The following is a 22,860-nucleotide window of genomic DNA, read 5'->3' on the forward strand; positions in this document are numbered from 1 at the left end:
ATAGCCTGGAGGGATGCGCATGCCTGCACCATCCCACCTCGGCGCCCTGGGGGAAGGCCTCTCCCTGCTGCGCCGCCATCCCCTGCTTTGCCTGGGGCTGGCGGTGCTGGCCATGGGCCTCTCCCAGCTGGGGCCGGCCCTGGAACTGGCGGCCGGAGCCGGTCCCAGCCTGCCGGTCCAGGCCCTCTTTGGTCTGGCGGGCCTGCTGCCGTTGGAGATGTACTTCATCCCCAGGCTGACAGCGCAACTGGATGCGGAGCTCCGCAACCACCCGGCCAACCCCGTCGCAGCCTGGCACGACGCCTTCGAAGGCCGCTGGCTGCGCACCTTTCTGCTTCGTCTCGGCTTGAGCGTGGCCATCGGTCTGGGTCTGCTGTGCTTCCTGATGCCCGGCATCCTCATCCTCACCCTCTTCGGCTGGGCGCCCCTGCGGATGCTGCTCCGCGGGGATTCAGTGGCGGCCGCCCTGCGCTGGAGCCAGGCCGCCATGGCGCGGAATTGGCCTCGGGTCGTTCAGGCGGTGCTCGCCCTGCTCCTGGTGGCCCTGCTCTACCAGATCGTCGCGGGCTGGGCCCTCGATCGCCTGCTGCCGCCCACGGACCCCGACCTGGGCCCCGGTGCGCTGCTTCGCCTGAAACATCCGGCCTTCTGGATCTTCAACCTGCTGGGCGGCGCCATGAACCTCTGGCTCAGCTGCTCCCTGCTGGCGCTCTACCACCGGCTGGAAGCCGCGGTGGCCACGCCTGCGGCCTGATCATTCCTCGTCGTCGAAGAAGCCCGGATCCTCGATCTCGACCAGGTCGCCAGCCTCCAGGGCCCGCCGCTGCGCGGAGGTGAGAGGGGCTTCCGCCCAGCGTGGGTCCGTCCTGCCGTGGAGGAAGTGGGCCGAGGGCTCGGCCTCCTCGAAGGCCTCGCGGGTGCGCCAGAGGTGCACCCAGCCCACGTGGTTGATCCGGGCCCAGACCTTCACGTGCAGGGCCCTCCGGCGGATCCTTCCTTCCGCAGCACGGAGACGGCATGCAGAAGGAGGGGCCAGGCCAGCTGGATCTGCTCCAGGGCCGCCGCGGGGCGGCCGGAGAGGTTGAGGATCACCGTCCGTCCCGCGATGCCGCAGACGGCGCGGCTGGCGAAGGCCAGGGGATGCCCGCCCTTGGCGCGGATCAGTTCGCAGATGCCCGGTGCCTCGCGCTCCATCACACGACGCGTGGCCTCGGGTGTGGTGTCCCGGGGCCCGAAGCCCGTCCCACCGCAGGTCAGCACCAGAGGCGTGCCGGCGGCGACCGCGGCCCGGAGATCCGTCTCCAGGGCCGCGGGATCGTCCGGCATCAGCGAGGAGGTCACCGCCTTCACCCCCTGCCCCTGGAGCCAGGACGTCAGCAGAGGCGTCGACTGGTCCTGGTACTCCCCGCGCGAGGCGCGGTCCGACAGGGTGATGAGGTGGACGCGGTCCATGTCAGGGCATCACGAGATCGTCGTCGGCCAGGGCCTTTTCGGTCTGCGCCTTCCGGTAGGCCAGGTAGCGGTCGCGGATGCCGGCATCCGTGAGGGAGAGGATGGAGGCGGCCAGCAGCGCGGCGTTGATGGCCCCGGCCTTGCCGATGGCGAGGGTGCCGACGGGAATGCCCGAGGGCATCTGCACTGTGGAGAGCAGCGCATCCATGCCCTCCGTGGCCCAGCCCTTCATGGGCACGCCAAGCACCGGCAGGTGGGTCTTGCTGGCGCAGACGCCCGCCAGGTGCGCCGCCCCGCCAGCCGCCGCGATGATCACCTTCATGCCCCGGCCCTCGGCGCCCTTGCAGAACTCGACCACCTTCTCCGGCGTGCGGTGCGCGCTGGCCACATGGGCCTCGAAGGGGATCCCCAGCGCCTTGAGCGTCAGCGCCGTGTGCTGCATGGTCTCCCAGTCGTTCTTGGAGCCCATCAGGATGCCCGCCAGGGGAGTCGTCGTCATGGTCGCCTCTCAATCACCAGGGGCCAGAAGGGCCGCCTTGGGAAGGGCCATTCTAGCGGAGCCTGAGACCGTGTCCTACCACCTCGACCACCCCAGCGCCCAGAGGACGCCCAGGAAGGCCAGGGCTTCCTGGTCCTCGGAGTCCATGCGCTGGTTCCGCTCGCGAAGCTCTTCGGGACCGGGGCCGCGCATGACGACGCGGTGCGTGTCCTGAGCGGGATCCTCCAGCAGCACCCAGTCGGGGGCCGTGCGGCCCACCACGGCGGCGCCGATGCGCGGGGCGGCGCCCTGGGCGCCGGCTTTCCAGCGCACGTCCAGGGGCTCCCACTGCCCCGCGTTCATCACGCGCCAGGAGCCTTCGGCCGGCACCGCGGCAAGGTCCAGCACCGCGTCGCGGTCCAGGAACCGCACGATGAGCCGCGCCCGCGGCGCCGCCACAACCTCTGGCTTCCGGCAACCGAGGCCGGCCAGGAGGAGCAGCATCACCACGAGAACGCGCATCCGACTCTCCCGGTCCCCATTTTGAGTCTTTTCCCACCGGCGCAAAGGGCACCTTTGCGCGGTCCTACCTAGACTACTTCCGGAAGTACGCCCGGATCGCGTTCACCACGGCCACGGCGTAGCGCTCGCGGAAGCCGGGATCGCGCAGGTTGGCGGCGTCCTCCTCGTTGGTGAGGTTGGCCACTTCGATGAGGGCCTTGGTGGCACCGGTGCTGTAGCGGATGACGGCGGGGATCCACTTGCCGCCGCCGCGGTGGATGACGTTGCGGATGGGGCGGTTGGCGTGGACGGGGATGCTGTCCTTCTGGAGGGCCGTCAGCAACGCTTCCGAGAACTGGCGGGACCGGGCCTCGCCCTGAAGCTTCTCCCGGCCCGTGAAGGCCACGCGGCTCGAACGCCGCGCCTCGACCACGCGGCCGGTCTTGGCGCCGCCCAACGCGAAGGTCGACGGCACCAAGGCGGCCCCGGGTACGTAGATCATCGAGCCCCGCGCCGAAGGGTGCAGGCTGTCGGCGTGGAAGCTGAGGAACAGCGTCTTCTGGGCATCGCCCCGAGTCTTCCGGAAGGCCGCGAAGAGGTCGTTGGCCAGCACCCAGCGCAGGTGGACGCTCACCGCCGAAGGGCTCTCACCGTCCACGGCGAAGGGCGGGCTGGTGAGGATCTCCGCGGCGCGACTGGGCGTGCGGATCGATTCGCGGCTCTTGAATCCCAGACCTGGGTAGCGAATGGTGCTGCTCACCTGGGCCTCGGTTTCCTGCTCCAGGAGCCGGCGCACCCGCATGGTGATGTCGTAGACGAAGTCCGATTCCCACAGGCCGTTGGCCCGGGCGCCTGGGTCCACGCCGCCGTGGCCGGCGTCCAGGATGATCCGCACGCCCTTGAGCTTGGGACCGGCTTCCACGCGCGCCGTGCGGCGGACCTCGGCGCGGACCTCGCGCTCTTCCGCCAAGCCCGAACTGCCCTCGGACTGGAAGGGGTCCGCCAAGTAGGCCACGGGGATCTTGACGAGCTGGCCGGGCTGGATGCCGCGCACGTCGGCGATGCCGCTGCGGCGGGCGATGAGGTCCGCCAGCTCGTTCACGCCCTTGGGATCCACCCGGTCCGTGTAGCGGATGACCACGCTCGAATACAGCGCCTCGCCCTTGCGCATGCGATAGGCGGCGTACTTGCCTCGGGCGTCCTCGCCGAAGGAGAGCAGGGCCCGATAGGCCGCCACGCGGGCCTCGTCGTCCAGCTCGTCCTCGGGCTGGGACCGGTCGGGCCCGCGGCCCGCGCCGCCGAGGTCTGCCGATAGCAGGTTGCGGGGGATGCGCCAGGTGTCGCCTTCCCGCAGTTTTTCCGGCAGGTCGGGATTTTCAGCCATGAGCCGATCGTAGTTCTGGCCGTGCCCCGTGAAGAGCGCCGCCATGGTCCAGACGGATTCCACCTCGGGGTGGCGGACGGTGTGCCGCACCTCCTCCTGCCGCCACTGGTCGTCCGGGAACAGCGCCGACAGGGCCCAGCGCTTGCCCTGGGGGCTGAGCCCCTCGAAGGCCACCCAGCCACTGGGATCCACGCCCTTTGCCAGGAAGGCCTTCGGCAGGGCCTTCCCTTCGACGCTGAGGCTCTTGCGGAACTGGAGGCGCAGGAGGATGGTCCGGCCTTCGGGCGTGCGGGCCTGCGCTAGCACCGGCGCGGGTTCCTGCGCCACGGCGATCATGGCGGGCAGGAGCAGGACCGTCGCGCGCCTCAGGCCTGCCGGCATGCGGAGGCTCAGGCCTCCCACGGGGCCTCGCCCGTGGGCAGCGCCTCGCCGGAGCGTCCGGCCCGCACCCAGGCGCGGAAGGATTCCTGGAGGCCCTCGGGATCCTCGGACCGGGCGCGGAGGAAGATCGCCAGGCGGCGCTCCAGGTGGCCGGCGCCCTCCTCCAGCAGGAAGAGGCGGTCGTGGAGCCGCTCGTGGGGGGCCTTACCGGTGCTGGGCGGCAGCTTGAGCGTGCCCATGTCCAGGGTGGCGGCGTTGAGGGTGAACACCCACTCCAGGTCGCCGGAGAGGATGCGCAGCTTCATCTTCGCGGGGCGCATGCCCCGACCCAGGGCTTCGAAGGCCTCGCGGCTCTCGGAGGGGTTGCCCTTGCGAAGGCTGATCTCCTTCACCTCGCCGCGCTCGGAGGCCAGCTGGATGGCATCGTCCACGAAGCAGCCGGAGCCGTCGCCATCTTCTCCGCTGGCGCCGCCTTCGGTCATGCTCTTCATCCACAACCAGAGCAGGAACTCTTCGCCGAGAAAGCGGCCCTGCTCCATCAGTTCAAGCGGCTTCACCTAGGCCTCCTCGACTTCGAGATCCAGCGGATCCAGGGCCATCAGGCCCTCCACGGGCAGTTCGGGGCACAGCCGACCGGCCAGCACCAGGGGCGCCAGGGGATGGACCTCGCACCCGAAGGACTTGATGAAGAGGCTCGTGAGCGCGCCCTGGGCCTTGCTGGAGGAGGCCGTGGTCCAGAGGATCCCGCCCTTCAGGTCCCAGGCCACCTCCACCACCTTGGGCGTGGGAAGGACCTTGCGCAGCAGCTCGGCCTTCACCTCGTCCTGCAGGGAGATGCGGGCTTCCTTGCCGATGAAGGCCAGGTCCTTCTCCTTCTGGATGGTCTGCAGGCGGAGCTCCACATGAGCCTTCAGCAGCGTGGACGGCACACGGCGCGTATCGATGCGGAGGCCGAAGACGGCGAAGCGCTCTTGGCTGACCCAGTTCTCGTCGGGCGGGGTGATGAGCGGGTTGCGCCAGTCGCACCAGCCGATGCGCTCCTCTTCCGAGCCATCCTGGAAGGGGCGGAACTGGTCCTGCTCCAGTCCCGCCTGGAGGTCCTTGGGATCGGGCACCGGGCCCAGTACCAGGAAGCGTTTGAGGGACACGGTCCCTTGAAGCATGCTCATGAGGCGCCGCCTCCGAAAAGACCCCGCAGGCGGCCCCAGAACCCGCTGGCATGATCCCGGGCGTCCGGGCGCAGCAGGTCCAGGGGCTCCCCGCTCGCGGGCAGGGGAAGGGAGGGATCGTTGAGGACCAGGACCACGCCGGTGACGTTGTCACGCCCACCCCGTGCGATGGCCTCTTCCACCAGCAGCTCCAGGCTGCGTCGGGGGCTGAGGCTCTGATCCAGCACCTCCCGGATGTGGCCGTCGCCCACCTCGCCGTGGAGCCCGTCGGAGCAGCAGAGGAGGCGGTCCCCCCGGCGCAGGGTGAGCCGGGAGAGGGCCACCTTCAGCGGCTGGGGCGAGCCCAGGGCCTGGGTGATCATGTTGCGCTGGGGATGGGTGCGTGCCTGCTCCCGGGTGAGGGTGCCCTGGGCGACCATGTCGTTCACGAGGGTCTGGTCCTCCGTAATCTGGTGAAGCGCGCCCTGGCGCAGAAGATAGGCCCTGGAATCTCCGATCTGGGCCACGTAGGCACAACCGCCCCAGATGACCGCGGCCGTGAGCGTGGAGCCCATGCCCCGGGCCGAGCGGTCGTCATCGGAGTAGCGCAGGACGGCATCACTGGCCTCCCGAACCGCGGCTTCCAGCGCCTTGACCAGGTCAGCCTCGCGGCCCTGGCCCGGCGCAAGCCGCCCCCAATGCCCGAACAAGTAGAGGGAGATCGCCGCCAACCCCTCCCGGCTGGCGACCTCGCCGGCGGCGGCTCCGCCCATGCCGTCCGCCACAGCCACCAGCAGGCCCGGCTCGCCCACCTTCAGCGAGCTGGCGGGCGCATTGATGATGGGCTCTTCGCCATCCAGCGCGCTTAGCAGGTAGGCATCTTCGTTGTTCCTCCGGACTTTGCCCGGATGGGTGATCGCGGCGAAATCGATGAGCATGAAGAATGACAACCCTGGCGAGCGGCGGGTTCGGGGAGGTACGGAGGGCCCTTTCCGTTCATCATAGCGGGTGGAGGAGCGAATCTAATGGCTGAAGGCCCCGCGGAAACGGATCTTCTGGACTTGTTGATCGTCGGGGCCGGCCCCGCGGGCATCGCCACCGCCGTGGAGGCGCGCCGGGCAGGCATCCAGCGCCTGCTGCTGCTGGAAAAGGGGCCCAGCCACAGCTTTTCCATCGAGAAGCTCTATACCCCCGGGAAACGGGTGGACAAGGTCTACCTGGGCCAGGACGTGGATTGCGAGGGCGCGATCTGCATCGTCGACGGCACCCGGGAGACCGTGCTGGCGACCCTGGACGACTTCGTGCGCCAGTACGGCCTGGAGATCCGCAGCCACACGGAAGTCAGCCGCATCACCCCGCTGGAGGGGGGCGGGTTCGAAGCCGCGGATGCGCAAGGGGCCCTCTACCGGGCAAAGACCGTGGTCATCGCCATCGGCGTGTTCGGCCGGCCCAACAAGCCGGACTATTCCATTCCGGCCAGCCTCAAGGGCCATGTCCGCTTCGACCTCACGGAGGCGGTTCCCGAGGGGGAGCGCGTGCTGGTGGTGGGAGGCGGCAACACCGCGCTGGAATACGTGGAATACCTCTATGCGGGGCGTTCCGTGACCCTGGCCTACCGCGGGGCGGAGTTCACCAAGGCCAACGAGGTGAACCGCCGAATTCTCCAGGAACTGGACGCCTCGCACCAGGCTGCGGTCTGGCGCAAGGCGGACATCGCCTCGCTCCGGGACACCGGCGAAACCCCGCGGGTCGAGGTTTTCTTCAAGGACGGCCGGACGGCCCGGTTCGACCGGGTGGTCTACGCCCTCGGCGGCGCCACGCCGGAGGGATTCCTGCGCCAGGCCGGGGTGGAACTGGACGGCAGGCACCCCCAGGTGGACCACCGGTACCACTCCACCGTCCACGGACTCTTCCTGGCTGGCGATCTGGTGGCGGGCGGGAAAGGCTCCATCGTGAAAGCCTTCAATACCGGCCGGGCCGTGGTCTGGGAGGGGCTCTGCCAGGGGCACCTGGAATGCCGGATTCCGGGATCCGAGGCCGGGCTTTGACCGGCTGCCTCGCCATCCTCGGCCCAGGGGCCCTCGGCCTGTCCGCGGCCCAGTGGGCGGCCGAGTGCGGGCTGGACGTGCGGCTTCTGGGCCGGAATCTGGCGCATGCCCGCCGCGGGCTGCAAGAGGTGGAACGACGCTGGAAGCTGGCCCTGGAGAGTGGCACCCTGTCGCCCGAGGTCCATGGGCAGGTCCGGAGCAGGATCCAGATGGCCTCTTTTGGGCCGAAGGCCATGGAGGATGTGAGCATCTTCCTGGAGGCCCTACCCGAAGATCCCGCCGTGAAAGCTCCGGCCCTGGCCGAGGCCGCCCGCTGGGGCGACGCAAACCTGCTGATGCTGTGTGGCACCTCGGCTCTGCCCATCGCGGGCCTGGCAGAGGCCGCACAAATCCCCGGGCGTCTCCTGGGCTTCCACCTCTTCGTGCCCGTGCCCCGCATGGCGGTGGTGGAAGTCGCGGTGCCTCCCGGGACCACGCCGGATCTGCTGGCCCGCGCCCAGACCCTCGGCCTGGTTCTACGCAAGCGGGTGGTGGTCGTGAGGGACCAACCCGGATTCGCTGCAGCCCGCATGGCCCTGGCCCAGGGGTTGGAGGCCATGCGGCTGCTGGAGGCCGGCGTGGCCTCCGCGGAGGACCTGGATGCGCTCATGACCCTGGGCTATGGCCACCCCACGGGGCCCCTGGAGCTGTCGGACCGCGTGGGCTTGGATCTGCGCCTGCGGATCTCGGCGGGACTCTTCCAGGGTTCTGGAGATGCCCGTTTCGAACCACCAGCCCTGCTTCGGCAGCTGGTGGCCCGAGGAGAGACCGGACGGAAAGCGGGGAAGGGTTTCTACATCTGGGACCCAGACGGGAGGCGCCTGTGAGCCCCACCATCATCGTGGTCGGAGGCCTGGTCCTCCTGTTCGTGATCTACGTCGCATATCGGATCGGCAAGGTGCTGCTGCGGGTCTTCGTGGGCCTGGCCGCGCTGGCTCTGCTAAGCTGGGGGCTCTGGAAACTGTTCCATTCCTGAATCTCCAGCCTTCCCGAGGAGCAAGCATGGCCGCCATCTCCTGCACCCACTGCGGCGCCGATCTGACCGCCCCCCAAAGCGTGCGCATTGCCGAATACCACTTCGGCCGCCTGGAGAAGGTCGCGGAAGATCCCGGATTCAAGTACCACTTCGAGCAGGCGGACAACTTCACCATCCTCTGCAACAGCTGCAAGCGCCTCGTCCGAACCCTCCCCATCACGAAGTAGTTTCATTCCACCCAAAAGGAAACGGCCCCGATCGGGGCCGTTTCCTTTTGGGTGGCGCCGGGCTACTGGCGCAGCACCCGCGGCGTGATGAAGATCAACAGCTCGCTGTTCGACTCGGATTTCGTGTCCTTCCGGAAGAGGAATCCCAACAGGGGGATCTTCGACAGAAACGGGACCCCCACCCGGCCAGCGGTATGGTTCGTGATGTAGACGCCACCCAGCACCGCCGTTCCACCGTCTCGCACGAGCATCTGGGTCTCCAAAGCCTTGCGGAGGATGGTAGGAGTGCCGTTCACGGTGCGGGTGAAATCGGCCTCGGCCTTTTCCAGCTTGATGTCCATGATGATGGTGCCCTCGTTGGTGATCTGGGGCGTGACATCCAGCTGCAGATTGGCATCCACAAAGGCCACCGTGATCGCACCACCCTGGGCGCCACCCTGCTGGGTGGGATAGGGGATCTTCTCGCCGCTGAGGATGGTGGCCTTCTTGTTGTTCTGGGTCACCACTTTCGGGGAGGAGACGATCTTCACGGTGCCGTCGGATTCCAGCGCCTGCAGGACTGCATTGATGCTCAAGCGGTTGCTGAGGAAGGAAAGCCACAGTTCACCAGCGGGGGCGGTGATAGAAGTCACTCCGGTCACACCGGGTGCCCAGGCCACGGCGGCGTGTTGGCCTGAAGCTGTGCGATTGAAGCCTTGGATGCCGTTCCAGAATGGTGCCTGTGAACCTACCCAAGGTGTTCCAGATGTGCCAGTTCCACCAGTGATACTTGCAGTGGTACCGTTCGCCTGGGGCCACTTGACGCCGAACTGACGCTGCCAGTCCTTGTTGGCTTCCACCACCCGGGCTTCGATCTGCACCTGCTGGATCTGGACATCAAGGGTGTCCAGCAGTTCGGAGATGACGGGAATGCGGGAAGGCAGGTCCGTGATGATGAGGGTGTTGGTGCGATCATCCAGGATGGCCGAGCCACGCTTGGTCATCATCTCCTTGAGGATCTTCTGGACATCGCTCACCTTCGCGTAGGAGAGGGGACGGGTGATGGTCTGGAGTTCCCCCGCCAGGGCTTTCGTCTCCTCCAGCCTCTTGCGCTCCTCTTCTTCCTTCTGAAGCTTTTCAACCTTGGCGACGCGCAGGACGCCGTTCTGGATTTCCTTGCCCAGGCTGGCGTTCTTGAGCACCACGTCGAGGACCTGGTCCCAGGGGGTCTCGTTGAACTTGAACCCGTAGTTGCCCTGCACGTCCGGGTCCATCACCAAATTCAGCTTGCCGGTGTCCGCGAGGATGCGGAGGAAGTCCCGGATATCCGTGTTCTGGAGGTCGATGGTGATCTTGGCGCCGGTGTACTTGGTGGTGGCCTCGCCGAGGGTGCGGCCAGCGTATCGGTTGTGAGCAGGGGGCTGGGCTTTCTCGGCTTCGGGCAGCTGCACGGCTTCGGGACTAGCCACCGGAAGGGCGGTGGAGGCGGCCAGCTGAGGCAGAAGCTGGAAGGAACTTCCCATCGCCGGGAGGCTGGCCAAGGCCTTGGGGGCGGCAGGAGGTCTTCCAGGATTGAGCGAAGCCGCCGGGGCGGAGGCGACGACTGCGGGAGCCGAAGCCTTGACGACCGTCGGAAGCGGCAGGGCCTCAGGGCGGTAGATGCCCTCAAGATGAGCCTGGACGGGACCCGCGCCTGGATTCAGCATCAGCTGGACCCCCTCGGGATTGCTGCCCACCACCACCTGAGTGCCGGGAGCCACCTCGAGCACCAGCCGGGTCACCGGCTTGGGTGCCATCGAGAACTGACCGAGACGGGCCTTCTGGACCAGCGGATGGGTCAGCAGGGCCAAGTCCTTCTTGGTGACGGCGGTCCCCCGGGCGACACCCGGAAGATCGAGGACCACCCGGAGAGGGCTGGAGAGTACCTGGATGGCCGGCTGTCCCGCCATGCCAGGGATCCGGAGCAGGACCTTGGCACCCGCGCCGGCGGGTTCCAAGGTTGCCGAGACCAGCACGGCCTTCGCGGCAGCGGTTTCCACGGTCGGCGAGGCGTGGAGGGACCCCGTGTGGATCCCCGCCAGGACCACGCCCCCTGCGACCAGCAAGGAACTCAGGCGAGCATTCATCGTTTACCCTCCTCACGCTTGAATAGCTTCGTGATGGTGCGGAATATAGAACGGTTGGTGGTGTTCACATCCCATTGGTGGAACGTCACAGCCTTGTCGGTGATGCTGGCGATCTCGCCATCCTTGAACCGATGGCCGACTGGCAGCCAGCGGACAGTCCCGCGGCTGTCGGAGACGATGGCAAAATTCTTGCCGTCTTTTCGGATCATGCCCTTGACGGAGATATCGTCGATGAGGTCGAGCGCATCGGCGGGGCGGTCATCCCGGGGAGTGGAGAAGGGGTCCCGCTGGATGGTGGGCTTGTACGGTGTGATCTTGATGACGGCCACGTCCTGGGCGGGGACTTCGGGTGCCGTCGTCGTAGCGGCTGGAGCCTCGGCGGGCTTGGCCGCCGGGCCGGTCTGAGCGGCCAGTGTGAGGCCGGCGAGCAGGGGGAGGAGTAGGAGTCGATGGATCATGGCGAGTTCCTCAATCCTCCTTGGCCCGGCCCTTGGCGGCTGGCGCCGGGCCGGGTTTCTTGGCGGGTGCAGCCGGGGGGGGCTCCGGGCTGTAGATGAAGGCGCTGATGGTGCACTTCACCGTGGCCGGGTAGAAGGTGCTGCCTTTTTCGACCTTGCGGATGAACTCGACATTCGAGACGTTGATGATCTTGTCGTAGCCGGAAATCAGGGAGGTGAACTGGCCGAAGCTGTGATACCCCGCCCGGAACTCGAACTCCACAGGCTTTTCCGTGTAGTAGGTGTCGCGCCGTTCGGGCTTGAGGGAAAAGGAGACCTGGTCGATGCCAGCATTATCCGCGAGCTTCTTGATGCGGTAGGGGATCTCGCCGTAGTCCGCCTCGGAGGGCATGATCTTGATCAGCTCTTCGATGCGCTTGTCCTGCTTGGCGACCTCGTCGCGCAGTTTCTCGTAACTGGCCTTGAGGAGACGGCCCTTGTCCACCTCTGCCTGGAGGGTCTTCACCTCGGTCTGGACCGTTTCCAGCTCGCCCCGCTTCCCGCCGAGCAGGAAGTAGACCAAGCCGGCCACGACGATGCCCGCCACCGCGCCGACGCCGATCTGTTTCTGAAGCTGGGGATTCATGGCCTACCTCAGACAGCGTTCTGGAGTTCGAAGGAGATCGTGAAGTCGAAGGAGCCGGTGGTCCCGCGCTTCGCGCTCGGATAGTTGATCTTCTTGAACCAGCGCGTGCGGGACTGGAGGTTGCCGTAGAAGGCATTGATGGCCTCGAAATTCCGGCCTTCACCCTCAATGGTGATGAGGGCCCCCTTCTGGCTGATCTTCTTGAACCACACGTCGTCCGGCAGGCTGTTGGCGAGTTCCTCCATGAGGTGCACCGGGAGCGACTGCTGCCGCTTGAGGGTGGTCATCACCTCTTCCTTCTTCTGGAGGGCGGCCTTCTTCTCGCGGAAGGTCTTCTCCAGGGCGATGTAGGGCTCGTACTGCTTCTTGTCGCGCTCCAGGTCGGCCTTCTGCTTCTCGGCCTTGGTGAGGAGGCTGTTCAGCCAGACATAGTAGATGCCGCCGCAGGCCGCGATCGCCAGGCCCACCACCACGCCGGCGATCGGCAAGCTCGAGCGGCTGCCGCCTTCACCCGTGTAGACCTGGACGGGTTCGGCGGCCGCCTTGTTGGCCCCCTTCTTTCCCCCGACCTGAGCCAGAGCGTCACCCAGCAGGTTGATCTTGATCATCGGTCCCCCACTTGGCGCAAAGCCAGCCCGACCACGACGGTGGCGCCGCCGCCGATCTCGCGAACCGTCATGGGATCCTCGGTCCGACCATCGATCTCAACGAGCTGGAAGGGATTGAAGCGGTCCACGGAAACCCGCAGCCGATCGCCCAGCACATCCATCAGTCCATGGATCATGGAACCGCCGCCGCTGACGAGCACCCGGTCGAGTCGGTCCACCTTGAAGCTGCTCTTGAAGAAATCGAGGGTCCGGCTGAGTTCATCCGCGAAGGCGTCCGATACGGCATTGATCGACGGCTGGACCTCGTCCGGCTGGTGCCCTTCGGCGGCCTGGTTGCGCTTCAACCGCTCGGCCCCCTCCCGAGTCACACCCCAGTCCTCCATGAGCTTCTCGGAGTAGCGGCTGCTGCCCCAGGCCATGTCACGCCAGAACACCGATTTGCCTCCCACCATCATGGTGAGGTTGGTGAAGGTGGCGCCCAGGTTGACCAGGGCGACGACCTCGTCTCGGCCACCTCCCATGGTGTTGGCTTCATAGGTGTTCTGGATGGCGAACACATCGACGTCCACCACCTTGGGGCTGTACCCGGCCTGGGCCACGCAGCTGACGTAGGCTTCCAGCTTGTCCTTGCGGCAGGCCACCAACACCACGTCCATGTTGCCGTCCGCCGCCCGCTCTTCGAGGAGGTAGTAATCCAGGGCGTAGGAATCCAAACCTTGGCCGGCCGGGAAGAAGCTTTCGGCTTCCCAGCGGACGGATTCCGCCAATTCCGCCTGGCTCATGAGCGGGAATGTCACTTTTTTGACCATCACCTGCTGACCTGACACGGAGATGGCCACATCCTTGGCTTTGATTTTCTGTTCCGCCATGACTTGGCGGATAGCAGAGGCCACGGCATTACTATCCATGATGTCGCCGTCCACGATGGCATCGGGAGGAAGGGCGACCCTGCCCAGCTTCTGGAGGCGGTAGCGCGATTGGCCACCCTTTCCAATCTGCTGGAGTTCACAGACTTTCACTGAGCTGGATCCGATATCCAAGCCAACAAGACTTTTGGGTTTGCTTCCGAAGAGACCCACCGGATGCCTCACTTGGAGAATATAGGTATTGGAGATGGTAGCGCTGGAATGGGTTAGGTCAAGGTTAACTATTTTTGCGTCAGGTCAATTCAGGGCCAAGACCGACCAGAATGGCCGTGATATTGTCCTCGCCACCCTGCTCTCGGGCAGCCAGAACAAGTGATTCCACAGCCTCTTGAAGGTTCGAGGACTGCGTCACGATGTCCCAGATCTGTCTATCGCCGATCATTCCTGACAGGCCATCAGAGCAAAGCAAAAGTCGCTCCGTTTTACCCAGCTCCAGGTTCTGGACTTCAATATCCAGGTCCCCCCCGTTGCCCAGCGCCTGGGTGATGACGTTCCGGAAGGGGTGAACCCGGGCCTCGGAAGGCGTCAAGATGCCGCTTGCCACCTGCTCGGCCACCCAGCTGTGGTCCCGTGTCACCTGCCGGATGCCGTCGGGGCCCAACAGGTAGGCCCGGCTGTCCCCCACGTGGGCCAGGGTCACCTGCGAGTCATGAAGCAAACCCGCCACCACGGTGGAACCCATGGTCTCCCGCTCAGGGTTGCGTCGGATATCTTCGGCGATCGCCCGATCCGACAGAAGCAGTGCCGCCCTGAGACGGTTCCCATCGTAGGAGAGGTTGGGATCGTACTCCATGGGCCAGGTCCGGTCCTTCTCCCGGGTGTCGCCCACGAACTTGGCCACGGTATCCACGACGATCTGGCTGGCCACCTCACCGGCGGCATGTCCGCCGAGCCCGTCCGCCACGACGAAAAGCCCCAGGTCCGCGTCGGCCAGGTAGCTGTCCTCGTTGTGCTTCCGGACACAACCGACATCGGTCTTTCCCGCGGCGTGGATCCTCATGGTCAACCCTTTCCCGTCAATCGGCCCCAGAGGTCCTTCAGTTGATCCACAAGGCCCGGTTGGCCAGCCGGGGTTTGGACCTTCCCCTTCTGGCCCACGGCTCCAGGAGCCCCCTTCCCGCCCCTCGGGGCGGTCTGCCGCAGTTTCGGATGGTTGGGGGCGATCTCACGGGCGGTCTGGAGGTGGCGCTGCGCACGGGCCACCATCCCCAGCGTCTGGAAGTGGGTGGCCAGGCGGAGGTGGCTGTCCACATCCCGCGGGGCCAACAGGACCGCAGCCTCCAGCGCCTTCACCACGGTGCGGAGGTCGCCGCCGCCCTGCTCCAGGATGGTGGCCAGTAACGCATGGTACTGCGGCTTCTTGCCATCCATCCGGATCGCGTACTGGATGAGGGCCTGCGCCTGATCGACCCGACCCCCATCAAAAGCCTCCTTTGCCAGCGTCGCCCAATCCTCGGCGGTCCGCTCTGGTGCCGCCTCGGCATCCTTTTCCTTCCCGGATGGCGTGGAGGCCGCCACCGGAGTCCTGGGCAGCTGCTGCATCGCGGCGAGGCGTTTCCCTGGATCCTTCAGGATGCTGAAGGCCTCCGCCAGATCCCGGAACCTTGCCTCGGCCTCGACCTTTGCGGCGCCGGTGTACCGGTCGGGGTGCCACTGCTTGGCCAGCCGGTGGTACGCGGCTTTGATGTCCTCGGGAGAGGCCTCGGGAGGGATTTCCAGCACATCGAAAGGATTCATGGGGGTCCACAGGGCACCCTGCGCCAGCGCATCGCATGGGGATGGAAGAACAGGGCTTGAGCAGAGGATGGTAGCCTATTTCCATCCCGCGTGCAGGCTTTTGGACCACGAAACATGGCGGAATCTCACCAGAATGCGGTGGTGGCCAGGCCCGTCCAGACTGGAAGAAGCTCCAGCGTGATGGCACAGTAGAAGGTTCCACGGGAGCGCGCATGGCGTCGGGCAAGGCAATGGATTGGCGCGAAGGCCTGGATGCCGGCGACCTGTCCTCCGAAAGCCTGGTGCTTGCCGCCTTCGATCGCATCCGGGACCTGGACGGCACCCTCCACGCCATCCTGGCCGTCGACGAGCCGCGCAGCATCGCATTGGCCCGGGAGGCCGACCGACGGATTCGATCCGGGGAGCGGACCCCGGTTCTGGGGCTTCCGATCATCCTCAAGGACAACCTCCACTGGTCCGGGCTCCCCATGACCTGCGGCTCCAGGGTGCTCGAAGGCTACGTGGCCCCCTACGACGCCACCGTGGTTCGCCGATTGATCCAAGCGGGAGCCGTTCCCATCGCCAAGGCCAATCTGGACGAGTTCGCCATGGGCTCCAGCGGCGAGTACAGCGCCTTCGCCTCCGCCCGGAATCCCTGGGACACCTCCCGGGTGCCCGGCGGCAGCAGCAGCGGTTCTGTTGTGGCCGTGGCCGCCGGATACGCGCCCCTGGCTCTGGGCAGCGACACGGGGGGGTCGGTGCGCCTGCCCGCCAGCTTCTGCAACGCGACGGCCCTGCGGCCCACCTATGGCATCCTCAGCCGCTACGGACTCACGGCCATGGCCTCCAGTCTGGATCAGGTGGGGCCCATCGCCACCACCGCTGCGGACCTGGCTTTGGCCTTCAGCGTCATGGCCGGCGTCGATCCCCTGGACAGCACGTCGATGGACCTGCCGGGTGTGGAGCGCCTGGCCAACCTCCGCCCCCTGGACCTGAATGGCCTCCGCATCGGCCTTCCGAGGGAGTACTTCGGGGATGGCTTGGAACCCGGCGTCCGGACTCTCCTCGACGCCGCCCTCCAAGTCTTCGAAAGCCAGGGCGCGAAGCTGGTGGAGGTGGACCTCCCCCATACCCCCTACGCCATCGATACCTACTACCTGCTCTGCACCAGCGAAGTCTCCAGCAACCTCAGCCGGTTCGATGGCGTGCGATACGGCCTCCGGGAACCCTCAGCTGAGGGCGGCCTGCCGGAGATGATCGCCCGAACCCGCGACGCGGGCCTCGGAGATGAAGTCAAGCGCCGGATCCTCCTGGGGACCTTCTGCCTATCGAAGGGTTATTATGACGCCTTCTACATGAAGGCCCTCAAGGCGAGGGCCCTCATCGCCGCCGATTTCCATGCCGCCTTCGCCGAGGCCGATATCCTGGCCTCCCCCGTCAGCCCGGGCACCGCGTTCCCCTTCGGCGACAAGACGGACGACCCCATGTCCATGTATCTGGCCGATGTCTTCACGGTACCCACCGCCCTGGCGGGACTTCCCTGCCTGTCCATGCCGGCGGGCTTCTCCGGCGGCCTTCCGGCCGGCATCCAACTCATCGGGCCGGCCCTTTCGGATGTCCGCCTGCTGGAGGCGGCCCACGCCTTCCAGTCCCTGACCCGCCACCACCTCGAAACCCCGACCCTGTCCGCATAGGAGCGAACCATGGCCTTTGATGTCGTCATGCCCCAGATGGGCGAGAGCATTGCGGAAGCCACCGTGCTGAAGTGGCACAAGAAGGCCGGCGACGCGATTGCCAAGGACGAGACCCTCTACGAGATCAGCACCGACAAGGTGGACGCGGAGATTCCCGCCCCCGCTGCCGGCACGCTGCTGGAGATCCTCGTAGAAGTCAACGCAACTGTTCCGGTCGGCACCGTGGTGGCCCGCATTGGCGATGCCTCGGAGAAGCCCTCCGGCGCAGCCGCGCCCCTCGCGGCCGCCCCCGCCGCGGCTCAAGCCCCTGTCGCCGCGCCCCCCACCCCGCTGGCCGAGGAGGATGACAACAGCCTGGAAGGCCGCCTTCGCACCAAGAGCAGCCCCCTCGTGCGTGAGATGGCCAAGCAGCACGGCATCGACCTCGCAAGGGTCTCAGGAAGCGGCCAAGCCGGCCGCGTCACCAAGGAGGACCTTGAAGCCTACCTGGCCAAGGGCCCTGCCACCACCCCCGCCACCCCGGCCCCCTCCATCGCCCCGGCCCTGCCCGCCGTGCATGATCCCTCTGCGCCGACCATGGGCCTGGCGCCCAGCATGTCCATCGCCCCTGCCCCCGCCATGCCCGCCTTCGCCCCGGGCGAGCGCGTGAAGGTGGAGCCCATGAGCCGCATGCGGAAGATCATCGCCGACAACATGGTGGCCAGCCGCCGCACCTCGGCCCACGTATACACGGTCTTCGAGATCGACATGACCCACGTGGCCCAGCTGCGCAACAAGCACAAGAAGGCCTTTGAGGCCCAATTCGGCACGAAGCTGAGCTTCATGCCCTTCGTGATGATGGCGGCCTGCAAGGCGCTCCGCGCCTATCCCATCGTCAACGCCTCCGTGGACGGCGACAACATCGTCTACAAGCAGGACATCAACCTCGGCATCGCCGTGAGCCTCGACTGGGGCCTCATCGTGCCCGTGGTGAAGAACGCCGACATGATGAACCTCGGCGGCCTGGCCCGCAGCCTCAACGACCTGGCCGAGCGCGCCCGCGGCAAGCAGCTCAAGCCAGACGAGATCAGCGGCGGCACCTTCACCATCACCAATCCCGGGGTCTACGGCGACACCTTCGGCCTGCCCGTCATCAACCAGCCCCAGGTGGCCATCCAGGGCGTGGGCGCCATCGTGAAGCGCCCCGTGGTCATCACAGGCCCCGACGGCACCGACTTCATCGCCATCCGCCAGGTGATGTTCAGCAGCCTCGGCTTCGACCATCGGATCATCGATGGCGCCATGGGCGACCTCTTCATGGCGTTTGTAAAGAAGGAGCTGGAGAACTCCACCTTCGGGTTGGAGTAGATCCTTCATCGAGCCATGTGAAAAAGCGGCCGAATGGCCGCTTTTTCGTAAGGTGAAGAGATGGAACGAACCGCTTTCTTACGCGTAGGAGGAGGTCTCCCGGACCATCTCGCGGTACATCGCGTACTCGCCCTGGAAGTGCAGCTGGATGATGGCGGTGGGGCCATTGCGGTGCTTGGCCACGATGAGCTCGGCGGAGTTGTCGGGTTCCTCGTTGGCCGAGGGCATCAGCTTGCGGTGGATGAAGGCCACCATGTCCGCGTCCTGCTCGATGGCACCCGAATCGCGGAGATCGCTGAGCTGGGGCCGGCCGCCCTGACGGTGCTCCACCTCGCGGTTGAGCTGGGAGAGCACCACCACGGGAATCCCGAAGTCCTTGGCCATGAGCTTGAGGCCGCGGCTGATCTCGCCGATGCGGACGGCCTCGTTCTGCTTGGCGCCCCGGCTGTTCTCCGGGCTGCTGAGCAGCTGGAGGTAGTCGATGATGACGAACTCCACCCTCCGGTTGCTCTGGCTGCCCTGCTTCACGATCATGTTCTGGATCTGGGGGACGGTGATGGAGGCTTGGTCGCAGATGAACAGCGGCATCTGCACCAATTCGTCCCGAGACCGCATCACGTGGTCCAGCCGTCCAGTGGCGCGGCCGGACTGGAGGTCCTTCATGTTGGTCTGGCTCTGGGCGGCGAGCAGGCGCAGGAAGACCTCCTCGTGGCTCATCTCGAGGCTGAAGAAGGCCCCGCATTGGCCTGGACGGCCATCCCGCTCCTGGGCGGCCCGCAGGATCCAGTTGAGGGCCAGGGCTGTCTTGCCGACGCCGGGGCGGGCAGCGAGGACGATGAGGTTGCCGGGCTGGAAGCCCTGGGTGAGCTCGTCGAAACGCTGGAAACCGACCCGCACGCCGGGCGACAAACGTCCCTCCAGGCGATCGTGGAGGCGCTCCATGGCGTCGTCCGCCACCGATTGGATGGTGAGCAGACCCTTGGCCTTGGCATCTCCCTGAGCCAGGTGGAAGAGGCTCTGGGCGGTCTGGTCCACCAGCACTTCCGGGGGTTCGTCTTCCTCCGCGGCCTGGCGCACCAGCTGGGCCCCCAGATGGACGAGGCGGCGCAGCTTGGCCTTGCGCCGGATGAGGTCCGCCAGCACCTGAGGGCGCTCCACATCCTCACCGGCCAGCAGTTCCACCAGGCCCGGATAGCCGCCCACCTTGTTCAGGCTGTCGTCCTGGTCCAGGGCATCCTTCAGGGTGAGGGAGTTGACCTCCACCTGGGCTTCGATGAGGGTGCGCAGGGCCCGGAACACGGCCCGGTGGGCCGGGTGGACGAAGTCCTCCTCGGCCAAGGCGAAGACGGCTTCGCTGGCCACGAACCCCGCGCCCGGGGCGCAGCAGGTGGCCAGGAAGGACCGTTCCGCATCAATATCCTCCGGAAGGCGTTCCGGAAGCCAATCCGCCATCACATCACCCCTGCCGACTAGAGTCCCGGAGGAGTGTACCCCCCGCCGTCCACATCCACAAAGATCGGGTTGGTGACGGCGATGGGATAGATGCCCTTCATGATCTTGTTCCAGGGTGTTCCGGCCTGATAGGCCCCAGTGGTGGCCAGGGGCACACCCGCTTCGACCACCACCCAGGCATCCTTGCCTGTGGGCATGACCACGCCATCCAGGGTCGCCGTGCGGAGGCGGAAGTCCGTGGGAGAGGCGGTGAAACTGCTCATGGGCACCGCCTGGGCCACCCCGTTCACGACCACGCGCACCTCATCGACCGGCACCCAGTCCGCCGCGTAGAGCGAGATGGCGATGGATACGGTGGGGGCGGGCCCGGCCACCAGCCCCCCGGAACCCACGCCATTGACGGCCACGTCGAGCAGGGGGCCGGTGGAGGCCACGGCTGCGCCGCTGCGAAGGGCGGCCAGCAGGGGATCAAGGGTGTCCTGGGTCAAGGTTTCGGAACCGAGCTTCAGGTAGGTGCGGGCCAGGCCGACCGGCGTGTCATAGCTGAACTTCGAGGCGGAGAGCCCCAGCGCCTTGGTGAAGGCCGTCGGGGTCTGCTGGTTGAGCAGGGAGAACCAGTCGCTCCGGACCGCCTTGAATTCGGCGAACCAGGCGGTGGGATCCGCGGGATCGCACCCTTCGGCCCGGATCAGCTCCAGGGCATCGAAGTCCCCCTGGTGCGCACCGAGGGACACGGGGCCGGTCTGGGTCCACCAGGCGTTCGCTCCCGATCCGAGGGGAACGGCGGGGTCGAACCCGCGGATAGTGAACAGGCCCTGCGGCCCCCGGGGCCGGTGGACGATGTTGTAGCGCCCCTCCGCCTGGGTGATGAAGTCCGCCAGGGTCCAACCCTTGGAGGGCCTGGCTCCGCCGTTGCGATCTCCGTTGGGAGCGGGCGTGAAGAGGGCCGTCACGAATCCGTCCGCCAGCATGGAGCTACGGGCACCGACCACCAGCGGATCGATGCCGATGGGGACGCGCTGGGCATCCGTGACCGCCGCGTTCTCGATCTCCGTTCGGAATTCGGTCCTGAGGGCCGTCGGATCCGTCAGGTGGTCCTCTTCCGTGCGGGCCACCGCATCCACCCCCTCCGCGAGGGCGGAGCTGAGCATCTCGCCCGGATTCAGGCCACCGGTGGTCGCCTGGGTGGGACTCGGAACATCGAAGGCCTTCCAACCGGTCGGCAGGATCGGAGGGAGGGTCACGAAGGTATGGCTCAAATCCGTCTGGCCGTCATAGGACTTCACGGGCAGCGCTTCCAGGTGGGACAGCGGACCGCGGGTGCCGTAGGCCAGGTAGTCTCCCGGAGGGAGGAAGACCGAGGTCCCTCCACCGGAATACCGGAAGGAGGTCCCGAAAACCTGATTTCCTGCGGTGTACTGGTAGTCCGCCACGCTCGCGCTTGAGATCACCTTGGCCTTGTAGATTCGGTCGTAGTACCCGGCCAGGCGGCGGGAGCGCTTCATGGAGGGATCGGCCGCTCCTCCCTGGCCGGCCAGGGTGATGCGGAGCGGGTTCAGGCCATCCATCTCCAGGGTTCCGGCCTGCCGGGCCACGAAGGTGTGGCGCTGCTGCTTGCTGCGGACCACGTTCCCTGACGTGTCCGTGACCTCGGCCCGCTCGGGACTCAGGTTCTCCGCCAACGTCCAGATCTGGCTTTTGGAAGGTGTGATGGGGGTGGGCAGGTAGGGCCGGTCGGCGTTGGACGTATTGGTGCCGAGATACAGCGTGTTGCTCTGGAAAGCGTTTCGCGCGGTCACCCGGTACGGCTGGCTGAGGCCCGTGCCGCTGGCATCCGCGACGGCCGGGAGGAATACGCCGATGGGTCCGCTGGAGGAAGGGATGTCGCTGGGCTCGCGCCACTCCACGCGTTCGGTGACCCAATGGGAGGGATCGGCGTCGGTGGAGGGGTCCGCGCTAGACCCGGTGTAGCGATCGAACCGGAACTCGGTCTGGAGCGGACCCGTGCGGGCGGCCGTACCGAACGAGTCGAACGTGAGGATGCCGTATTCGCCGCTGTGGAACCCCAGCCGGGCCTGGACCATCTCGTTGAAGACCGCGGTCGCCTGGGCCGGCTGGGTGCCTGAGATGCTGGCATTCCCGACCTCTCCGCCCAGGACGTACAACCGGCGCCGGTAGGTCATGGGTTGTCCTGCCGGCAGGCTGGTCGCAGCGGGGCTCCCCACGACCAGCCGGCCCGGGAAGCGGGGACGGAGCTCGGTGAGCGCGGGTTGAGGATCCGAGGCCACCAGCACCTGATCCACGTCCAGCGGCAGAATGCCGAGGGTAGAGTGGGCATCCAGCGTGTCCCCGGAGGATTCCGAGCCCATGAGCGCCACCATGGGCGTCACCACGCTCGTCGTCAGAGGCGCCGTGAAGTCCGATCCCGGAATCTCCACCCCCCAGCTGCTGATCGGGGTCCCATCGAAGGTCGTCACGGCGGGGACCACGAACCGGAATCCACCGCCATGCTGCGAAAGGAAATCCCCGAGGTTCCGGATGGGGAGGGCCGACGTTCCCTCGTTGGTGATCGTGGTCTCCAGGGTGAAGTAGGTATTGGCCTTGTTCAGGGTGATCCGGTGGGCGACGCTGACTCCCAGCACCCTCCCCTGGGCATCCGTGGCCACTCCGAGCTTCCCCTTGGGATCCAGGAGGTAGCCCTGCATGTCCAGGTACACCTCGTTCACACCCGTCCCGGGCGAGTAGCGGTCGAAAACCAGCGGCAGGTCGGGGTCCTGGTTCACCACGGGACCCAGGCGCTCGACCATGTCCGTGGGCAGGGACACGCGCTTGTAGTTCTGGTCGAGGGCGACGTTGCCCACATCGAGGATGGCGCCACCGGAGGGCGCGCCGAACTGGCCTTCCCGGTTCCCGAACGCCGCGCCGTCCACGGCGATCTGGACCGCATCGTTGCCGAGGTAGAAGTCTCCGGGTCCCGAGGTCGCCTTCAGACCGTGCAGGCGATCGCCTCCGGAAGCGGGGATTTCTTCCACCGCCACCGTGGGCCGGCCCACACCCGTGGCCCGGAAGCAGCCCGTGACGCCCCCGGCCAGGACCAGGGCCAACGGGGCCAGAGCCAACGGGAGGCGGCGCGGGGACAGACGAGGGGAACGGACTGCGGGATCAAGGCTCATGTTCATCAAGGCGTCTCGTTCAGGCGGGAGGTCCATGGGGCTGGGGCGTACGGAAGGTCTATGCTAACTCACGATGCCGATCTCCGCCTTTCTTCATCGCTTCAGGCCGCACCGGCGGACCC

At 66.7% G+C, this 22,860-nt stretch carries 24 protein-coding genes; 7 read left to right on the forward strand and 17 right to left on the reverse strand.

What is annotated here, in order from left to right; all coding sequences use genetic code 11:
- Positions 1 to 19 precede the first annotated feature (19 nt).
- Positions 20 to 754 carry a hypothetical protein gene (locus tag MLJ35_RS06510; protein ID WP_243383644.1) on the forward strand — a complete coding sequence of 245 codons (735 nt, stop codon included), beginning with the start codon at positions 20 to 22 and terminating at the stop codon, positions 752 to 754.
- On the opposite strand, the gene MLJ35_RS06515 is transcribed toward MLJ35_RS06510, so the two are convergent.
- The 8 genes from MLJ35_RS06515 to MLJ35_RS06550 all read right to left on the reverse strand — a co-directional run bounded on the left by MLJ35_RS06515 (position 755) and on the right by MLJ35_RS06550 (position 6,282).
- Positions 755 to 970 carry a hypothetical protein gene (locus tag MLJ35_RS06515; protein WP_243383645.1) on the reverse strand — a complete coding sequence of 72 codons (216 nt, stop codon included), beginning with the start codon at positions 968 to 970 and terminating at the stop codon, positions 755 to 757.
- A complete protein-coding gene (locus MLJ35_RS06520) occupies positions 967 to 1,452 on the reverse strand; it encodes a MogA/MoaB family molybdenum cofactor biosynthesis protein (protein ID WP_243321862.1) in 486 nt (161 codons plus the stop codon). The genes MLJ35_RS06515 and MLJ35_RS06520 overlap by 4 nt, the downstream gene beginning before the upstream one ends.
- Before the next feature lies 1 nt (position 1,453).
- Positions 1,454 to 1,951 carry a 5-(carboxyamino)imidazole ribonucleotide mutase gene (purE, locus tag MLJ35_RS06525; RefSeq protein WP_243383646.1) on the reverse strand — a complete coding sequence of 166 codons (498 nt, stop codon included), beginning with the start codon at positions 1,949 to 1,951 and terminating at the stop codon, positions 1,454 to 1,456.
- A 75-nt stretch (positions 1,952 to 2,026) separates the two neighbouring features.
- Positions 2,027 to 2,452: a hypothetical protein gene (locus tag MLJ35_RS06530; RefSeq protein ID WP_243383647.1), complete on the reverse strand. Its 426-nt coding sequence runs from the start codon at positions 2,450 to 2,452 to the stop codon at positions 2,027 to 2,029.
- A 73-nt stretch (positions 2,453 to 2,525) separates the two neighbouring features.
- On the reverse strand, positions 2,526 to 4,196 hold the full coding sequence (locus MLJ35_RS06535; protein ID WP_243383648.1) for an N-acetylmuramoyl-L-alanine amidase family protein: 1,671 nt from the start codon (positions 4,194 to 4,196) through the stop codon (positions 2,526 to 2,528).
- Between the two features lie 8 nt (positions 4,197 to 4,204).
- Positions 4,205 to 4,753, reverse strand: coding sequence for a hypothetical protein (locus MLJ35_RS06540; protein ID WP_243293405.1), 549 nt, complete (start codon positions 4,751 to 4,753; stop codon positions 4,205 to 4,207).
- On the reverse strand, positions 4,754 to 5,344 hold the full coding sequence (rdgC, locus tag MLJ35_RS06545; RefSeq protein WP_243383649.1) for a recombination-associated protein RdgC: 591 nt from the start codon (positions 5,342 to 5,344) through the stop codon (positions 4,754 to 4,756).
- Between the two features lie 17 nt (positions 5,345 to 5,361).
- On the reverse strand, positions 5,362 to 6,282 hold the full coding sequence (locus MLJ35_RS06550; protein ID WP_243321874.1) for a PP2C family protein-serine/threonine phosphatase: 921 nt from the start codon (positions 6,280 to 6,282) through the stop codon (positions 5,362 to 5,364).
- 87 nt (positions 6,283 to 6,369) lie between these two features.
- On the opposite strand from MLJ35_RS06550, the gene MLJ35_RS06555 reads away from it, so the two are divergent.
- Genes MLJ35_RS06555 through MLJ35_RS06570 form a run of 4 tightly spaced genes read left to right on the forward strand, consistent with a single transcriptional unit; the run spans position 6,370 to position 8,634 of the window.
- Positions 6,370 to 7,392: an NAD(P)-binding domain-containing protein gene (locus MLJ35_RS06555; RefSeq protein WP_243383650.1), complete on the forward strand. Its 1,023-nt coding sequence runs from the start codon at positions 6,370 to 6,372 to the stop codon at positions 7,390 to 7,392.
- Entirely contained in the window at positions 7,389 to 8,258 is an 870-nt protein-coding gene (locus MLJ35_RS06560; RefSeq protein ID WP_243383651.1) for a 3-hydroxyacyl-CoA dehydrogenase family protein, read from the forward strand. The genes MLJ35_RS06555 and MLJ35_RS06560 overlap by 4 nt, the downstream gene beginning before the upstream one ends.
- Positions 8,255 to 8,407 carry a hypothetical protein gene (locus MLJ35_RS06565; RefSeq protein ID WP_243321886.1) on the forward strand — a complete coding sequence of 51 codons (153 nt, stop codon included), beginning with the start codon at positions 8,255 to 8,257 and terminating at the stop codon, positions 8,405 to 8,407. The genes MLJ35_RS06560 and MLJ35_RS06565 overlap by 4 nt, the downstream gene beginning before the upstream one ends.
- Positions 8,408 to 8,433: 26 nt before the next feature.
- On the forward strand, positions 8,434 to 8,634 hold the full coding sequence (locus MLJ35_RS06570; RefSeq protein ID WP_243383652.1) for a hypothetical protein: 201 nt from the start codon (positions 8,434 to 8,436) through the stop codon (positions 8,632 to 8,634).
- 62 nt (positions 8,635 to 8,696) lie between these two features.
- Here the strand turns inward: MLJ35_RS06570 and MLJ35_RS06575 are convergent, their stop codons facing one another.
- The 7 genes from MLJ35_RS06575 to MLJ35_RS15870 all read right to left on the reverse strand — a co-directional run bounded on the left by MLJ35_RS06575 (position 8,697) and on the right by MLJ35_RS15870 (position 15,093).
- Positions 8,697 to 10,739, reverse strand: a complete 2,043-nt coding sequence (locus tag MLJ35_RS06575) for a type IV pilus secretin family protein (RefSeq protein ID WP_243383653.1) — start codon at positions 10,737 to 10,739, stop codon at positions 8,697 to 8,699.
- Positions 10,736 to 11,197 (reverse strand): pilus assembly protein PilP, encoded by a 462-nt coding sequence (locus MLJ35_RS06580; RefSeq protein WP_243383654.1) that lies wholly within the window; start codon positions 11,195 to 11,197, stop codon positions 10,736 to 10,738. The genes MLJ35_RS06575 and MLJ35_RS06580 overlap by 4 nt, the downstream gene beginning before the upstream one ends.
- 10 nt (positions 11,198 to 11,207) lie before the next feature.
- Positions 11,208 to 11,822, reverse strand: coding sequence for a type IV pilus inner membrane component PilO (locus MLJ35_RS06585; RefSeq protein ID WP_243383655.1), 615 nt, complete (start codon positions 11,820 to 11,822; stop codon positions 11,208 to 11,210).
- 8 nt (positions 11,823 to 11,830) lie between these two features.
- Positions 11,831 to 12,430 (reverse strand): PilN domain-containing protein, encoded by a 600-nt coding sequence (locus MLJ35_RS06590; RefSeq protein WP_243383656.1) that lies wholly within the window; start codon positions 12,428 to 12,430, stop codon positions 11,831 to 11,833.
- Complete coding sequence (gene pilM, locus MLJ35_RS06595) at positions 12,427 to 13,521, reverse strand: type IV pilus assembly protein PilM (protein WP_338028443.1); 1,095 nt, start codon at positions 13,519 to 13,521, stop codon at positions 12,427 to 12,429. The genes MLJ35_RS06590 and pilM overlap by 4 nt, the downstream gene beginning before the upstream one ends.
- A gap of 67 nt (positions 13,522 to 13,588) precedes the next feature.
- Entirely contained in the window at positions 13,589 to 14,356 is a 768-nt protein-coding gene (locus MLJ35_RS06600) for a Stp1/IreP family PP2C-type Ser/Thr phosphatase (protein WP_243321893.1), read from the reverse strand.
- A 2-nt stretch (positions 14,357 to 14,358) separates the two neighbouring features.
- Positions 14,359 to 15,093 carry a DnaJ domain-containing protein gene (locus MLJ35_RS15870; protein WP_275976397.1) on the reverse strand — a complete coding sequence of 245 codons (735 nt, stop codon included), beginning with the start codon at positions 15,091 to 15,093 and terminating at the stop codon, positions 14,359 to 14,361.
- A 212-nt stretch (positions 15,094 to 15,305) separates the two neighbouring features.
- Between MLJ35_RS15870 and gatA the strand changes: the two genes are divergently transcribed.
- Both gatA and MLJ35_RS06620 read left to right on the forward strand, forming a co-directional pair.
- Complete coding sequence (gatA, locus tag MLJ35_RS06615; RefSeq protein ID WP_243383658.1) at positions 15,306 to 16,766, forward strand: Asp-tRNA(Asn)/Glu-tRNA(Gln) amidotransferase subunit GatA; 1,461 nt, start codon at positions 15,306 to 15,308, stop codon at positions 16,764 to 16,766.
- Between the two features lie 9 nt (positions 16,767 to 16,775).
- Complete coding sequence (locus MLJ35_RS06620) at positions 16,776 to 18,113, forward strand: dihydrolipoamide acetyltransferase family protein (protein WP_243383659.1); 1,338 nt, start codon at positions 16,776 to 16,778, stop codon at positions 18,111 to 18,113.
- Between the two features lie 78 nt (positions 18,114 to 18,191).
- Here MLJ35_RS06620 and MLJ35_RS06625 read toward each other — a convergent pair whose 3' ends face one another.
- Positions 18,192 to 19,565, reverse strand: a complete 1,374-nt coding sequence (locus MLJ35_RS06625; protein WP_243321896.1) for a replicative DNA helicase — start codon at positions 19,563 to 19,565, stop codon at positions 18,192 to 18,194.
- Positions 19,566 to 19,582: 17 nt separating this feature from the next.
- Entirely contained in the window at positions 19,583 to 22,738 is a 3,156-nt protein-coding gene (locus MLJ35_RS06630) for a CehA/McbA family metallohydrolase domain-containing protein (protein ID WP_243383660.1), read from the reverse strand.
- Positions 22,739 to 22,860: the final 122 nt, after the last annotated feature.

Origin of the sequence: Geothrix alkalitolerans (genome assembly GCF_022808885.1) — a bacterium.
Lineage (GTDB): Bacteria > Acidobacteriota > Holophagae > Holophagales > Holophagaceae > Geothrix > Geothrix alkalitolerans.

What these genes read in the sequence shown, in the direction of transcription:
- MLJ35_RS06585 (WP_243383655.1), bottom strand. Translation starts at nt 11,822, where the DNA reads ATGAATCCCCAGCTTCAGAAACAGATCGGCGTCGGCGCGGTGGCGGGC.
- gatA (WP_243383658.1), top strand. Translation starts at nt 15,306, where the DNA reads ATGGCGTCGGGCAAGGCAATGGATTGGCGCGAAGGCCTGGATGCCGGC.
- MLJ35_RS06575 (WP_243383653.1), bottom strand. Translation starts at nt 10,739, where the DNA reads ATGAATGCTCGCCTGAGTTCCTTGCTGGTCGCAGGGGGCGTGGTCCTG.
- MLJ35_RS06625 (WP_243321896.1), bottom strand. Translation starts at nt 19,565, where the DNA reads ATGGCGGATTGGCTTCCGGAACGCCTTCCGGAGGATATTGATGCGGAA.
- purE (WP_243383646.1), bottom strand. Translation starts at nt 1,951, where the DNA reads ATGACGACGACTCCCCTGGCGGGCATCCTGATGGGCTCCAAGAACGAC.
- MLJ35_RS06535 (WP_243383648.1), bottom strand. Translation starts at nt 4,196, where the DNA reads ATGCCGGCAGGCCTGAGGCGCGCGACGGTCCTGCTCCTGCCCGCCATG.
- MLJ35_RS06510 (WP_243383644.1), top strand. Translation starts at nt 20, where the DNA reads ATGCCTGCACCATCCCACCTCGGCGCCCTGGGGGAAGGCCTCTCCCTG.
- MLJ35_RS06530 (WP_243383647.1), bottom strand. Translation starts at nt 2,452, where the DNA reads ATGCGCGTTCTCGTGGTGATGCTGCTCCTCCTGGCCGGCCTCGGTTGC.
- MLJ35_RS06550 (WP_243321874.1), bottom strand. Translation starts at nt 6,282, where the DNA reads ATGCTCATCGATTTCGCCGCGATCACCCATCCGGGCAAAGTCCGGAGG.
- MLJ35_RS06600 (WP_243321893.1), bottom strand. Translation starts at nt 14,356, where the DNA reads ATGAGGATCCACGCCGCGGGAAAGACCGATGTCGGTTGTGTCCGGAAG.
- MLJ35_RS06630 (WP_243383660.1), bottom strand. Translation starts at nt 22,738, where the DNA reads ATGAGCCTTGATCCCGCAGTCCGTTCCCCTCGTCTGTCCCCGCGCCGC.
- MLJ35_RS15870 (WP_275976397.1), bottom strand. Translation starts at nt 15,093, where the DNA reads ATGAATCCTTTCGATGTGCTGGAAATCCCTCCCGAGGCCTCTCCCGAG.
- MLJ35_RS06520 (WP_243321862.1), bottom strand. Translation starts at nt 1,452, where the DNA reads ATGGACCGCGTCCACCTCATCACCCTGTCGGACCGCGCCTCGCGCGGG.
- MLJ35_RS06590 (WP_243383656.1), bottom strand. Translation starts at nt 12,430, where the DNA reads ATGATCAAGATCAACCTGCTGGGTGACGCTCTGGCTCAGGTCGGGGGA.
- MLJ35_RS06570 (WP_243383652.1), top strand. Translation starts at nt 8,434, where the DNA reads ATGGCCGCCATCTCCTGCACCCACTGCGGCGCCGATCTGACCGCCCCC.
- MLJ35_RS06555 (WP_243383650.1), top strand. Translation starts at nt 6,370, where the DNA reads ATGGCTGAAGGCCCCGCGGAAACGGATCTTCTGGACTTGTTGATCGTC.
- MLJ35_RS06620 (WP_243383659.1), top strand. Translation starts at nt 16,776, where the DNA reads ATGGCCTTTGATGTCGTCATGCCCCAGATGGGCGAGAGCATTGCGGAA.
- MLJ35_RS06580 (WP_243383654.1), bottom strand. Translation starts at nt 11,197, where the DNA reads ATGATCCATCGACTCCTACTCCTCCCCCTGCTCGCCGGCCTCACACTG.